This is a genomic window from Bradyrhizobium sp. 4, from assembly GCF_023100905.1.
Classification (GTDB): domain Bacteria; phylum Pseudomonadota; class Alphaproteobacteria; order Rhizobiales; family Xanthobacteraceae; genus Bradyrhizobium.
Genome location: NZ_CP064686.1, coordinates 3,445,705 through 3,459,206 on the forward strand (window position 1 = coordinate 3,445,705; position 13,502 = coordinate 3,459,206).

The 13,502-nt window shown below is 64.1% G+C and carries 13 protein-coding genes and 1 pseudogene; 7 read left to right on the plus strand and 7 right to left on the minus strand.

Features of this window, described 5'->3' with window-relative positions:
• Positions 1-5: 5 nt before the first annotated feature.
• The gene (locus IVB45_RS15800; protein WP_007609293.1) at positions 6-731 is read right to left on the minus strand and encodes a sulfite exporter TauE/SafE family protein; all 726 of its coding nucleotides are present in this window, start codon (positions 729-731) and stop codon (positions 6-8) included.
• 189 nt (positions 732-920) lie between these two features.
• Between IVB45_RS15800 and IVB45_RS15805 the strand changes: the two genes are divergently transcribed.
• The 4 genes from IVB45_RS15805 to IVB45_RS15820 all read left to right on the plus strand — a co-directional run bounded on the left by IVB45_RS15805 (position 921) and on the right by IVB45_RS15820 (position 4,235).
• Positions 921-1,787 carry a L,D-transpeptidase gene (locus IVB45_RS15805; RefSeq protein ID WP_247360573.1) on the plus strand — a complete coding sequence of 289 codons (867 nt, stop codon included), beginning with the start codon at positions 921-923 and terminating at the stop codon, positions 1,785-1,787.
• Positions 1,788-1,950: 163 nt separating this feature from the next.
• On the plus strand, positions 1,951-2,646 hold the full coding sequence (locus tag IVB45_RS15810; protein ID WP_247360575.1) for an alpha/beta hydrolase: 696 nt from the start codon (positions 1,951-1,953) through the stop codon (positions 2,644-2,646).
• A gap of 307 nt (positions 2,647-2,953) precedes the next feature.
• Entirely contained in the window at positions 2,954-3,322 is a 369-nt protein-coding gene (locus IVB45_RS15815) for a GFA family protein (protein ID WP_247360577.1), read from the plus strand.
• 97 nt (positions 3,323-3,419) lie between these two features.
• Positions 3,420-4,235 (plus strand): hypothetical protein, encoded by an 816-nt coding sequence (locus tag IVB45_RS15820; RefSeq protein WP_247360579.1) that lies wholly within the window; start codon positions 3,420-3,422, stop codon positions 4,233-4,235.
• Between the two features lies 1 nt (position 4,236).
• Here the strand turns inward: IVB45_RS15820 and IVB45_RS15825 are convergent, their stop codons facing one another.
• On the minus strand, positions 4,237-5,007 hold the full coding sequence (locus IVB45_RS15825) for an exodeoxyribonuclease III (RefSeq protein WP_247360580.1): 771 nt from the start codon (positions 5,005-5,007) through the stop codon (positions 4,237-4,239).
• A 40-nt stretch (positions 5,008-5,047) separates the two neighbouring features.
• Here IVB45_RS15825 and IVB45_RS15830 point away from each other — a divergent pair, with 40 nt between their 5' ends.
• Positions 5,048-5,266 carry a hypothetical protein gene (locus IVB45_RS15830; protein ID WP_027517508.1) on the plus strand — a complete coding sequence of 73 codons (219 nt, stop codon included), beginning with the start codon at positions 5,048-5,050 and terminating at the stop codon, positions 5,264-5,266.
• Between the two features lie 12 nt (positions 5,267-5,278).
• On the opposite strand, the gene alr is transcribed toward IVB45_RS15830, so the two are convergent.
• The 3 genes from alr to IVB45_RS15845 all read right to left on the minus strand — a co-directional run bounded on the left by alr (position 5,279) and on the right by IVB45_RS15845 (position 10,127).
• Positions 5,279-6,559 (minus strand): alanine racemase, encoded by a 1,281-nt coding sequence (gene alr / locus IVB45_RS15835; protein WP_247360581.1) that lies wholly within the window; start codon positions 6,557-6,559, stop codon positions 5,279-5,281.
• Positions 6,560-6,610: 51 nt separating this feature from the next.
• Positions 6,611-8,119, minus strand: coding sequence for a replicative DNA helicase (locus IVB45_RS15840; RefSeq protein WP_247360582.1), 1,509 nt, complete (start codon positions 8,117-8,119; stop codon positions 6,611-6,613).
• A gap of 757 nt (positions 8,120-8,876) precedes the next feature.
• Positions 8,877-10,127: a cyclopropane-fatty-acyl-phospholipid synthase family protein gene (locus IVB45_RS15845; protein ID WP_247360583.1), complete on the minus strand. Its 1,251-nt coding sequence runs from the start codon at positions 10,125-10,127 to the stop codon at positions 8,877-8,879.
• 280 nt (positions 10,128-10,407) lie between these two features.
• On the opposite strand from IVB45_RS15845, the gene IVB45_RS15850 reads away from it, so the two are divergent.
• Both IVB45_RS15850 and IVB45_RS15855 read left to right on the plus strand, forming a co-directional pair.
• Positions 10,408-11,424, plus strand: a complete 1,017-nt coding sequence (locus IVB45_RS15850) for a hypothetical protein (RefSeq protein WP_247360585.1) — start codon at positions 10,408-10,410, stop codon at positions 11,422-11,424.
• 42 nt (positions 11,425-11,466) lie between these two features.
• A pseudogene (locus tag IVB45_RS15855) lies at positions 11,467-11,748 on the plus strand (PaaI family thioesterase); the annotation flags it as partial.
• Positions 11,749-11,786: 38 nt separating this feature from the next.
• Here IVB45_RS15855 and rplI read toward each other — a convergent pair.
• Together rplI and IVB45_RS15865 are read right to left on the minus strand one after the other, a co-directional pair.
• Positions 11,787-12,392 (minus strand): 50S ribosomal protein L9, encoded by a 606-nt coding sequence (gene rplI, locus IVB45_RS15860; protein ID WP_027569660.1) that lies wholly within the window; start codon positions 12,390-12,392, stop codon positions 11,787-11,789.
• Positions 12,393-12,455: 63 nt separating this feature from the next.
• Entirely contained in the window at positions 12,456-13,433 is a 978-nt protein-coding gene (locus tag IVB45_RS15865) for a DUF2232 domain-containing protein (RefSeq protein ID WP_247360586.1), read from the minus strand.
• Positions 13,434-13,502 lie beyond the last annotated feature (69 nt).

A 13,502-nucleotide genomic window follows, 5' to 3' on the forward strand; every position in this document is an offset into this window, starting at 1 on the left:
CGCGGCTACGGCTGCGCCGCATTCCACAGCATGGAGAGGCCGGCGGCGATCATGATCGCGTCCATCACGACGCGGAACATCTCCGGCTTCAGGCGCAGCACGAAGCGTTTGGCGATGAAGGCGCCCGCCATCAACGAAGATCCAGCGATCAGGCCTTTGACGAACACGTCGCCGGTCAGCGCGCCGAACCGTTCGAAGGTCACGGATTTCGCGGCATAGAGCCCGAGCGAAGAAGCCGCTTCGGTCGCGAGGAAGGCGCCCCGGGACAAGCCGTAGAACAGGAACAGCGGGACGCTGAGCGGGCCGGTCGAGACGACGATGCCGGTGAGATAACCGATGACAGCCCCGCCGATCGCCAGATGCCAGAGATTGGCCTTGAGATCGTGCCGCGCCAGCCAGTGTCGCACCGGCACCATCGCGATCAGGAAGACCCCGATGGCGAGATCGACGGCGTGAGAGGGCAGGGCCAACAGCGTCCGCGCGCCGAGCACGGCGGCCGGAATGCCTGTCACCGAATAAGCCGCGCAGGCCCGCCAGTCGACCTCGCGCCACCAGGCCAGGATTCGTGAGAAGTTGGCCATGACGGCGGCCACTGCCATGATCGGCACCGCCTCCTTTGGCCCATAGGCATAGACAAGCACCGGCATCAGCATGATCGACGAGCCCGTGCCGACGATGCCGGAAATGGTGCCTGCGATGAGGCCGACGATGAGGACGAAGAGAAAAGCCAAAACGGTCTCCACGAATCGGGAGTTTAGCCGCGGCCAGGGGCGCAGGCGATCTGCGAGGCGAGGGAACCCTGTCTTGCCGAGAGCCCGGCGTTAACCATCGCCGACGGTTCCAGTCTGAGCGAAATCGCTTCGAAGTTTCTTAAATCTTACTGGGTACCTCTCTTGGGCATAGTGATCTGGGGGAAGAGTATGGGTAAGCGGGCCAAACGCGGAAAGGCGGAGACCTTCGCGATCCCGATGGCCGCGAGAGTTGCAATTGGCGCTGTGGCCGTTGGCGCGTTGGGGTACGGTTTGCTGTCCCGGCCGGCGAACGTGCAACCGGCACGAAAGCCGCCCGCGCACGAAGCCCAAGCGTCGTCAACTCCGGTCTACGTCGCAACGCCGGTTCATGCATCAGCTCCGGCTCCGACGCCGGCTCCGCTTCCGGCCCCGGCGCCTCTGGTCGAGCCGCCCAAAGCGGCCGACGTTCCCGGAGCATTGGTTCGGCAGGTGGTCGACTACGCCAGCCGCCAGACGCCGGGCACCGTGATCATCGATACCAAGAACACATTCCTCTATTTCGTTCTGAACGACGCGCAGGCACTGCGCTACGGCATCGGTGTTGGCCGCGAAGGTTTCACATGGTCCGGCGAGCAGACTGTGGCGCGTAAGGCAGAATGGCCGGATTGGCATCCGCCTGCGGAGATGGTCTCGCGTCAGCCCTACCTACCGCGGTTCATGGCAGGTGGCCCCGGCAACCCGCTCGGCGCGCGGGCGATGTATCTGGGCGAGACCGAATATCGAATTCACGGCACCAACAAGCCCGATACGATAGGGAAGCGGGTCTCGTCCGGCTGTATCCGACTGACCAATGAGGACGTCGTTGACCTCTATGATCGCGTGAAAGTCGGCGCCAAAGTGATCGTGCTTCCGACAACCGTTGCCCGTCGACCACCCCAGGGAGCGCCGGCCGACGCCGCTTTCCGATTACCGGACCCGGCATCGCCGTCGAACCGGCCCTCGGCAAGCAACGCGCAGATGCCGTCATCCGGACCGAAGATCGCCGAGGCCCAGTAACTCGTCCTTCGTCCTCATCCTGCAACGGAGGACAAGGAGGCAATTCAAGTCGCCCAATCGAGCTATTTTCAAAAGACCAAACCACCCGTGCCATTTCGGAAGACGCGCCTTGCCGCCTCGCTATCCTGTCGCTCTTCAATTGTGATCAGGAAGGCAAGTTCCCATGAACGGCAAACCAACGATCGTTTTCTGCCACGGCATTTGGGCCGATGGCTCGTGCTTCAGTAAGGTCATCCCTGCATTGCAGGCCGATGGGCACGAGGTGATTGCCGTTCAATATGGTTTGGACTCTTACGAGGAGGATCTGGCGACGGTTAAGCGCACGCTCAATCGTGTCGGCAGCCCGGTCCTCCTCGTCGGTCATTCTTACGGCGGGGCAACGATTACAGGCGCAGGCACGGATGAGCGCGTGGTTGGGCTGGTGTACATTGCAGCGGTGGCTCCGGATGTTGGCGAAACCGTACAGGATCAGCTCGACAAATATCCGTCGGACATTTTCTCTCGCGTCGAGGTGGCGGATGGGCGTGCCTGGATGCTTCCGAGCGGCACCGAGTTCTTCGCAGGTGACCTCTCCGAGGCAGACCAGAAGCTGGTTTGGGCCACACATTATGCGCCCGTCTACGACCTGTTCCAGCAGCAAAAGCTCAGCGCGGACAAGGTCGCGTGGAGATCGAAGCCAAGCTGGTACGTGCTGGCCACGAAAGACCACACTGTGCATCCCGATCTGCAACGTTGGGTCTCGAAGCGCATGGGAGCGACAGTGACCGAGGTCGCGAGCAGTCACGTCCCAATGCTGTCCCAGCCTGGCGTGGTGATCGACGTCATACGCAAGGCCGTGGCCGCCGTTCAAAAAGGCTGATCGCCGTCACTGCGCTGAATGCGAAGGAGAGGTCGCTCGTGGGCGATCTCTCCTGTTCACTGTCCAGTGGGCGATGACTGCTTCCGGAGACATCCCGCCGGTATTTTGCCCGGTTCGGAGCATGCGTAACCCATTGATTCCCCAGCGGTCGGCTACTGTGCATGGGGTTGTTTTTCATGTTTTTGTCGAGTTGGCGCGGCAAGTCGGGGTTCGCAGCACACCCGTCAACGCCGGCTGCGCGCTGCTGACAGCATGTTGGCAGCAGGGTCCGGCTACGACCATCTCCTGACAAAATGGAGAGCGGGTCATGCCGATCGAGGGAAGCTGTCATTGCGGTGAGACGGTGTTCGAGGTGACGGAGGCGCCCTCGAGCGTGACCCGCTGCACCTGCTCGCTCTGCGCCAAGCGCGGCGCGTTGTGGGCCTATTACACGCCGGCGCAGTTTCGGCTGCTGTCGCCCGCGGAGAACGTCGCGACCTATCTCTGGGGCAGCCGCACGGTCAAACACCATTTCTGCGCAAGCTGCGGCTGCGGTACTTATTCGGAGTCGCCCGACTGGTCGACCGGCAAGCCCGATTTCGACAATCCCAGGGTCGGCGTCAACGCGCGCCTGTTCGACGAGTTCGATCTCGAGGCCGTGCCGGTGACTATGATCGACGGCAAGAATCTGTGGTGAGCATGCGCTCTCACGCATGTCTGCTGCTCGTCCGTGCTCTTGAGACACTCTTGAAAAGCTGATCTGTTTCCGCCCGACAGAAAAGGGGAGGAAGCCAATGATGCGTCTTTTCGCGCGAGTGATGCTCGCGATGTGTCTGGCCGTTGTAGCCGGCTTCAATGCGCAGGCGCAGACCAAGCCCAAGGTCACGACATCAGGACCGGATTTCCCCAAGGCCGCGCTGTTCGTCGGCAACAGCTTCTTCTACTACAACAACGGCATGCCCGGGCATCTCTCCTTCATGGAGCGGGCTGCGTATCCCGAAAACAAGGCGGCCTATCGCAACACCATGGCAACGATCGGCGGCTCCGGCCTCGATTGGCACGACATGGACAATCTGCTGCGGCCGGGCGGCCTTGGCGCCTATTCGTTCGACGAGCAGAACAACGTCGTCTTCAACAAGCCGGGCCGGCAGTACGACGCCGTCGTGATGATGGATTGCAGCCAGTGCCCGATCCATCCGCAATTGAAGGACGCGTTCGCGACCTTCGCGAAGAAGGACAGCGAGATCGTCCGCGCCCACGGCATGCGGCCGGTCCTGTTCATGTCCTGGGCCTACGCCGACAAGCCTGAGATGACGGAAGCGTTGGCCGAGGCCTACACGATTGCAGGCAACGCCAATGATGCGCTGGTGATCCCCGCAGGTCTCGCCTTCGCGCGCGTGCGCAAGCTGCAGCCCGAGCTCAATCTGTATGCGCCGGACAAGCGGCACCCGAGCCCCGCAGGCACGTATCTGGCGACCTGCGTGACGTTCGCCGCGCTGACGGGCCGCTCGCCGGTCGGCAATTCCTACACGATGGGACTGGACGCACCGACGGTGGAGCTGCTGCAAAAAGCAGCGTGGGACACGGTGCAGGAATATTACGGGCGCTGACCTAGCGCAGCACGACCCAGGCCGGTGCGTGATCGCTCGCGCCTTCCTCGCCGCGAACCTTCTTGTCCACGCCGGCTTTTGCCAGGCGTGAGGCGAGGGCAGGGCTGAGCAGGAGATGGTCGAGCCGCAGGCCCGCATCACGCGGCCAGCGGTTTCGCTTGTAATCCCAGAAGGTGTAGATGCGCTTTTCCGGGTGCAGTTCGCGGATCGCGTCACACCAGCCTTGTGCCACCAGCGAGGCAAAGGCCGCACGGCTCTTCGGCTGGATCAAGGCATCCTTGTCCCACGAACGCGTCGGATAGATGTCGATCTCATCAGGCGCAACGTTGTAGTCGCCGGCGAGCACCACGGGCAGATTCTGCTTGATCAACGTTTTGGCGTGGCGCTTGAGCCGCGCGAACCAGTCGAGTTTGTAGTCGAATTTCGGTCCCGGCTGCGGATTGCCGTTCGGCAGGTAGATGCTGGTGACGATGACACCGCGTACCGCGGCCTCGATGTAGCGGGCTTCGTGATCGCCGGGCTTTCCCGGCAAGCGATCGCGGGTGAGAACGGGCTCGGCATTGCGGGCCAGAATGGCGACGCCGTTCCAGGTCTTCTGTCCACACCACACTGCGCCGTAACCGGCCTTTTCGATCGCGGCCGCCGGAAATTCGCCATCACTTGCCTTCAACTCCTGAAGTGCGACGACGTCGGGCTTCGCCGTTCGCATCCATGCCAACAGATTGGGCAGGCGGCGATTGATGTTGTTGATGTTGAACGTCGCGATCTTCATGTAGAGCTACCGGCTCCTGCCTTCCGTTACCGGAGAAACAATGTCCAAGTTGAGCTTTGCCGTTATCGCCGTCGCCGTTGCGTTCTCCGGGGGCGTCTCGGCACAATCATCCGATCCGCGCGGCGCGTGCAAGGCGGACTATGACAAATTCTGCGCCGGCATTGCGCCGGGCGGCGGCATCGTCGCCTGCCTCAACGCCAAGCGCGACAAACTCAGCGCAACCTGCAAGACGGCGCTGGACAGCAGGAAAAAGAAGTAAGCGGCGCGCTGCTCAGCCCGGCAGCGGCGGTGGGCTAGCGGGCGGCTCGACCGGCGGCGGAGCGGCCGTCTGCTGCTCGACCGCCTGTGCGGGCGCCGGCCTGGCCAGCGGCTCCACCACATTCCCGCCCTTGTAGATGCGGGCGTAGCGGCGGCCGAGGCTGGTCAGCACCTCGTAGCCGATCGTTCCGAAATGATGCGCGAGTTCGTCGACGGTAATGCCCTCGCCGAGCAGCGTCACCATGTGGCCGCGCCGCGCCGCGTTCGGCGGCAGATCGGTGATGTCGATCGCGATCAGGTCCATCGAGACGCGGCCGGCGACCGGACAGCGCTTGCCGGCGACGATGACCTCAGCGCCGCGGGTGCCGTCGTTGGAGCTTGCGGCGCGGAAATAGCCGTCGGCATAGCCGACCGCGATGATCGCGAGTTTCGTCGGCCGCCGTGCGGTCCAGGTGCCGCCATAGCCGACGCTCTCGCCGCGCTCGATATTGCGGATCTGCACGATGCGGGCCTTGAGATCGACCACCGGCTGCATCGGATTGTCGGCCTCCGGCGTCGGGTTGACGCCGTAGAGCGCGGCGCCCGGCCGCACCATGTCGAACTGGAAGGGCGCGCCGAGGAAGACGCCGGACGAATTGGCGAGCGCCGCCGGCACGCCGGAGAATTCGCTGGCGATGCCGCGGAAGGCCGCGAGTTGCTTGGCGTTCACCGGGCTGTTGAGCTGCTCGGCCGAAACCAGATGGCTCATCACCAGCGTGATGCCGTGATCGCCGGCGTTGATGCGGGGGATGATGGCCTGTGCTTCCGCAAGCGTCAGGCCGAGCCGATTCATGCCGGTGTCGATGTGGATGGCGGCGCCACCGGTCCAGCCGGTCCGGCGGCAGAACACGTCCCATTCGGCGAGCTCGTTGAGATCGCCGATCACGGGGCGGCAGTTGATCTGGGCGTAGTGCTCGCCGGTGTTCTGGAAATAGCCGCCGAGCACGTAGATAGCAGGCTCCGGCACCGCCGCGCGCACCTTGCGCGCTTCCTCGATGGTAGCGACGAAGAAGGTCTTGCAGCCGGCCTTGTTCAGGGCACGCGCGACCTGCTCGGCGCCGCAGCCATAGGCGTCGGCCTTGATCACCGCCGAGCATTCGGCCGGCACCGCGGTCTTCTCGAGCTTGCGCCAATTGGCGATGATGGCGTCGAGATCGACGGTGAGCACGCCGCCGAAGGTCGCGAGCGCGGCAGCCTGATTGGCCTCCGCGGAGAGAAGGCCGGATTGCGGGATGATTTTCGGGTCGGACGCCATTGTCATGGCGCCGTTTTACGCAAGAGGCCGGTCCGGTTCAACCCAGGGAACTCAGTAGTCGTTGCCGCTGCGGTCCGGCACCTGGCTGTCCGGCGCGAGGTCGCCGAACCGCGTGATCGACGCTTCGAAGGCCAGATCGACGGTGCCGGTCGGTCCGTGGCGCTGCTTGCCGATGATGACTTCGGCCTTGCCATGCGCAAGATCCATGTCCAGGCGCCATTTTTCGTGCTCGGGTGTGCCCGGGCGCGGCTCCTTGTTTCCGAGGTAATATTCCTCGCGGTAGACGAACAGCACGACGTCGGCGTCCTGCTCGATCGAGCCCGATTCGCGCAAATCCGAGAGCTGCGGCCGCTTGTCGTCACGCGACTCGACCTGGCGCGAGAGCTGCGAGAGCGCAATCACGGGCACGCTGAGTTCCTTGGCGAGCGCTTTCAGGCTAGTCGTGATCTCGGTGATTTCCTGCACGCGGTTTTCGCTGCGCTTGCCCGAACCCGACAAGAGCTGGATGTAGTCGATGACGATGAGGTCGAGGCCCTTCTGCCGCTTCAGCCGGCGGGCGCGCGCCATCAGCTGGGCAATGGAGAGACCGCCGGTCTCGTCGACATAGAAGGGCAGCGACTGCAGCTCGATCGAGACCTCGCGGATCTTCTCGAAATCGGCCTCCGAGATGCCGCCGCGGCGGATCGAGGAGGAGGGGATGCCGGTGCGCTCGGCCACGATACGCGTGGCGAGCTGGTCGGCCGACATTTCGCAGGAGAAGAAGCCGATGACGCCGCCATGGGCGGCCTTCATGGTGCCGTCGGCCTGGAGTTCTGGAACGTAGGCGCGGGCGACGTTGTAGGCGATGTTGGTTGCAAGCGAGGTCTTGCCCATGCCGGGACGGCCGGCGACGATGATGAGGTCGGAGTGCTGCAACCCACCCATCTTGGTGTCGAGGTCGCGCAGGCCGGTCGAGATGCCCGACAGCTTTCCGTCGCGCTGGAACGCTTTCGCGGCCAGATCGACCGCAAGCGTCAGCGCCTGCGAAAATTTCTGGAAGCCACCGTCATAGCGACCGGATTCGGCGAGTTCGTAGAGGCGGCGCTCGGCGTCCTCAATCTGCGCCCGCGGCGCGAAGTCGACCGGGGCATCATAGGCGACATTGACCATGTCCTCGCCGATGCCGATCAGGTCGCGTCGCAATGCCAGATCGTAGATGGTGCGCCCATAATCCTGCGCATTGATGATCGTGGTCGCTTCGGCAGCGAGGCGCGCCAGATATTGCCCGATGGTCATGCCGCCGATGTCGGTGTCGGCGGGCAGGAAGGTCTTCAGCGTGACGGGCGTCGCGATCTTGCCCATCCGGATCAGGCTCGAGGCGGTCTCGAAGATGGTCTGGTGCAGCGGCTCGAAGTAATGCTTCGGCTCCAGGAAGTCGGAGACGCGGTAAAACGCGTCGTTGTTGACCAGGATCGCGCCCAGCAGGCTCTGTTCCGCCTCGATATTATGCGGCGCGCTCCGATAAGCGGGAGTTCCGGCTTCGGGCGCGAGTTTGAGAACGTTCGAATCAGTCAGGGCCATGGTCGAGCGATAGCAATTTTCTGGGGCGGATGCGGGGCCGGGATAAAGCGCCGCCTCAGACCAAAGCGGAAGCAAAAGCTCGCCGCTATCAACCGATCATTAAAATGGTGGATGATTGGCCGCCGCAGCCCGCGCCGCGCTTGACGGATTTTCCTGGAACCATGCCGGGACCTGAAAGCCGTCGCTACCGCGCCACGGAAAACGCTCGTTGAAGTGAACCTAATGGGTTGGCGGGCAGACGTATCGAGACGCGCGCGAAATGACGCACGCTGGGCGCTTTCGGCTCGGTTCAGACCAGCAGGAGGTAAACCAGTGCAACCAGAGCCGCCCCGACGCCGGTAGCGATCAGGGCGTAATCGGTGCGGAGGTCGTCCTGCACGTCGAATGAGGTTTGGGTCTCTTTGCTCATGGCGACGGTCTAAGCCAGGGCCGACGAGACTTATGTGAAGCAGATCACATCTCCCCGGATTCTTTCGGGGTTACAGCCGGAACAGGCATGTGGGCGGGGGGTTGTCTCCCGGTCTGCCACCAGGGAACGAGGCAAGCGATGCGGCCAGAACGGCAGCCCCGGAATTGGCGAAGCGAAGCAGGCAGCCGACTTTGGCTGTCGGGGCTGATCGCGGCCATGGAGCATGCTGAGCGGCCTGAAGTGCGTCGGGAACCGGTCGCCCCCGAAATCCTGAAGGCACTACGGATGCAATTGGCCTTAACGGCCTCTTTCCGGTCTGCTCCGATTTCGACCCTGCGCCACTAGGACTTATTCACCAGCCAGCTTCAGTCTCGGCTTGGCGCCGGCTTCGACGGCCCGCAGCCGGGCTTCTTCACGCGCGATGTAGTTGCGCGTCATCGGCACGACGCCCTGACGCCGGGTGAGTTGAATCTGGAAGTTCATCATATCCTGCTTGCGGAACGTCATCTCGCTGGCTGCCAGGTAAAATTCCCACATCAGCGCGAAGCGCTCGTCATACAGCTGCACGGCTTCTTCGCGCCGCGCCATGAAGCGCTCGCGCCATGCCTTCAGCGTTTCGGCGTAATGCAGGCGCAGTATCTCGATGTCGCAGATCAGCAGGCCGGCCCGCTCCATCGCCGGCAGCACCTCCGAGAGAGCAGGGATGTAGCCGCCGGGAAATATGTATTTGGCGATCCACGGATTAGTGGAGTCCGGGCCCTGCGAACGGCCGATCGAGTGCAGCAACATGACGCCGTCCTTGTCCAGCAGCTCGGCGCAGCGCTGGAAGTAGGTGTCGTAGAAGCGCGCGCCGACATGCTCCAACATGCCGACTGAGACGATGCGGTCGAACGGGCCGGCGATGTCGCGATAGTCCTGAAGCAGGAATTTGGCGGATCTGGTCAGGCCCTTTTCGGCTGCGCGCGCATTGGCGATCTGCAACTGCTCGGTCGATAACGTGACGCCAGTGACGTCAGCACCTGCGATCTCGGCGAGATAGAGCCCAAGTCCGCCCCAGCCCGAGCCGATGTCGAGGACGCGCTGGCCGTCCTTGACGAGCAGCTTTGCGGCAACGTGCCGTTTCTTGGCGAGCTGCGCATCGTCGAGCGTGCTCTCCGGCGTCTCGAAATAGGCGCAGCTGTATTGCTTGTCGGCGTCGAGAAAGAGCGAATAGAGCCTTGCATCGAGATCGTAATGGTGTGCGACGTTGCTGCGGGAGCGCGGGCGCGGATTGAACTGCTTCAGGTGCCGCACCAGATAGCGCAGGTGCCACCAGGGTTTTGCCCAGTGCGGCAATAGCTCGGGTTGATCGAGCAGGATCGCGAGGGCATCAGCTACGGTGCCGTGCTCGACGACGAACTCGCCGTCCATGTAGGCCTCGCCAAGCCCGAGCTCGGGATTGACGAGGATCCTTCGTTCTGCGTCCACGGTGACGAAGCGGACTGCGACCGGTTCGCCCGAGCCGTCGCCGACGGTGAACTTCGCGCCCTTCGCCGTGGTCACCGTCATCGACCCGCGGCGGATGAATTGAGACAGGAATTGACGCAGCAATCGATCCATCGGTACCCATCCTCTCGAGCGGACCCGAAGAGATGCGACTACCCGGCCTTTCACACCCTACGCCCGGGCATCTCGGCGGTTCCTATGCGTTTGCATCTAGATCTAGGGAGGTGTCCCGGGCCCGCTATTGCGCTGTGCTCAAAGCGGATATTCCCAAACCGCTTAATCACATCCTTGCGCGCGGAGGCTGCTTCCATTCGCGGCTCAATCGGATAAAAGGTGACCCGCCGCGGCGCCGCCTGCCGGCTGCACCTCTCGGAATTCAATGGAGATGATGGGAATGTCGAGCCGAGCGCTCAGCCTCGCGACGATCTTGCTTCTGATCGGCTTCGGCGCGACCGATACCGTTCTCGCGCAGGCGACGAACCTCGAGGCCGGCAAGGCCCCATCCCAGCTTTTCGCGCAGACCTGCAATGCATGTCACAAGAGCCCGCGCGGCCTGTTGAAAACGGTGGCGCCGGGCTCGCTGCCGGGCTTCCTGCGCCAGCATTACACGACCAGCTCCGACATGGCCGGCGTGCTCGCCTCCTACCTCGTCTCCAACGGAGCCACCGACACCCGCTACCAGGCCAAGGACGGCAAGGACAAGAAGGACGGCGCCAAGGACAAGGACAAGGAAGCCAATACCAATCCCGCGCAGTCCCCCGAACGTCAGGGCCGCCGGCAACGTTCCCAGGAGTCCGCCAAGCCGGAAGGCGAGGGTGCCGCTCCCGCGGTCGAGGGCGCGCGTCAGAAACGCGCCGCGCGGCCGGCCGAAGAAGGAACGAAGGAAGGCGCGAAGCCCGAGGACCAGGCTGCCCCCGAAGGGCGCAAGGCCAAGCGTCTCGGCAAGCGTGGCAAGCCGGGAAGTGATGAGGCACCGAAGGTCGATGCCGCGGCGCCCACGGCAGACGACAAGAAGTCCGAGCCGAAGGTCGAGTCCAAGCCCGAGACAAAGCCTGAGACTGCGAAGGGGGATTCCGGCGAGGCTAAATCCGAAGGCAGCAAATCTGAAGGCAGCAAGCCGTCCGAGAAGCCCGCCGAGGCCAAGCCGGAAAGTGCCAAGGTTGAGCCGCGCGGCAGCGAGGCTCCGGCGTTGCGGCCCGATCCAGTGCCGCAGGTGACGCCGGCGGCACCATCCGCCGCGAAGCCCGCCGAGCCAGCTGCGCCCAAGGCGGCGGAAGACGCCGCCCCCAAGCCCACCGCAAGGGCCGAACCGCCAGCGAAGTCGCAGGAGCCCGCGCCGCCCGCAACCGCTGCGGCCCCACCGCCGCCAGCCGAATCGTCCGGTCCGCCGACGCCGCCGATTTCCCGATAAACGACCATATATTTCGACATGCGAAGGCCGCGCGCTCGCGCGGCCTTCGTCGTCTTGACCGCAACACGATCGATCGCAGCCGCGATCTCGCGCGGCCAGCCGGCGTTGACGGCCGAATACAAGCTCAATCTGTTGTCGCCCGCGGCTGGCAAGAAACTGATCTGCCGGGCGAGGGTGATCAAGCCGGGGCGTCAGGTCTCCGTGGTCGCAGCCGACGCTTTCTGCGTCACCGACGGCATCGAGAAGCAACCGGCAACCGCGCTCGCGTCGATCGCGATGCTGAGCGAGGACGTTGGCGCCAAAACGAAAAGCCCGGCCGCCTGAGGCGACCGGGCTTCGAAAGCCTTGCGCGAATGCGAGGCTTACTTCTCGGTCTCTTCCGCAGCCGGCGCCGGCTCGGCGTCGTCCTGCTGGGCTTCCGGGTCGAAGAACTCGCCGGCAGCTGCGATCGCTTCGGCCGCAGCATCCCGGTCTTCGTTCCGGCTCGAGATGTCCTCGCCGCGGTTGATGCGCTCGGCCTCGTCCTGGCTGCGCGCCACGGTGACACTGATCTCGATCTCGACCTCGGGGTGGATGGCGACCGTGATGGTGTGCTTGCCGATGGTCTTGATCGGCGCGTCGAGCTGAACCTGCGGGCGGGACAGTGAAACACCGTCGGCTTCGAACGCCACGACGATGTCGCGCACGTTGACCGAGCCGAACAGCTGGCCGGCTTCCGAAGCCTGACGGATCACGATGATGTTCTTGCCCTGGATCTTCTCGGCGATCTTGGACGCCTCGCCCTTGGACTCAAGGTTGCGAGCCTCGAGCTCGGCCTTCATGCCGTCGTACTTGGCACGGTTGTCGGCGGTGGCGCGCAGCGCCTTGCCGCGCTTGAGCAGGAAATTGCGGGCATAGCCGTCGCGAACCTTCACGACTTCGCCCATGTGACCGAGCTTGTTGACGCGTTCCAGCAAAATGACTTCCATATTCGTTCTCCTTTGATGTGTTGAGTGAGTTGGAATTTCGAACTTGAACTTTCGGATTTGAACTCAAGAGGTCGGCAGCGGCGGTGGCTGGCGCGTACGAAGGAAGCGTTCGCGGAGGCCGAACACGGCATCCGCGAGGCCGAGGATCACCATCGCCATGACGGGCCATCCGAACACGACCACGACGGCGTAGGTAGAGCCGAGCCAGAAGGTGCGGCTCTTCAGCGCCAGCGTCAGCGTGTGCAGCACGGCAAAGCCGGTCAGCGCATATCCCATCATCAGCGCCGCCGCCGCGATCTGCGCCACGATCGCAAGCAGCCCGCCGGTGAAGCAGAAGGCGAGCGCGATGCAGAGCGCCACGAGCGTCATCGGCGGCAGCTCCGCCGTCATCAGGTCCGGCCAGGGGCGTCGCAGCCGGCCCGACGTCGCCGTCACCTTGGTGCTGAGCCAGAGGTTGAGGGTCAGCGTCATCATCGCGACGATGGTGGCGGCGGCCGGCACGATCCGCACCAGTGCGTCGACGAATTGGTCGGTCTCGCCGGAGGTCTGCGGGTCGGCGGCGCGGAGGAGGCGCATCAGGCCACGGCGTAGCGTGCCGGTGATGGTCTCGGCGTCGGTGCCGAGCGTGAGCAGGGCGGCGAGCGTGGTCAGTGTGGCGAAGCCCGCGATCCACAGCAGGATGCGGCCGACCGGATACCACTCGAGCACTGGCTCAGTGGGCGGCTCGGCGGCGGGCTTCGGCGCGGCGGGTCCGACCTGCCGGCTGAGCAGGACGAGATGGCCGAGCCACCAGGCCGGCAATGCGACGGTGACGGCGAAGGCAATGCAGTAGGGCAGGCCGAACAGCGCGCCGAGGCCAACCGCGGCGGCGATGCCGCCGAGGCTCGCGCAAAGCGGTCCCCAGCCGATCGAAGCGACCATCAGCGGCAGCGGTGCGAGATAGAACAGGACGAGCGAGATCAGCGCGCCCGAAGCGATCGAGGCGAACATCAGGGCCGACGCAGCGCCGGCGATCAGGGCTATCAGTCCAAAGGCCATCATCAGCTGTCCCGCTCCCTTCGAGCGGTTAGAGGCATCTCGCCCCAACCATCGGCGACCGGACGACCCGGA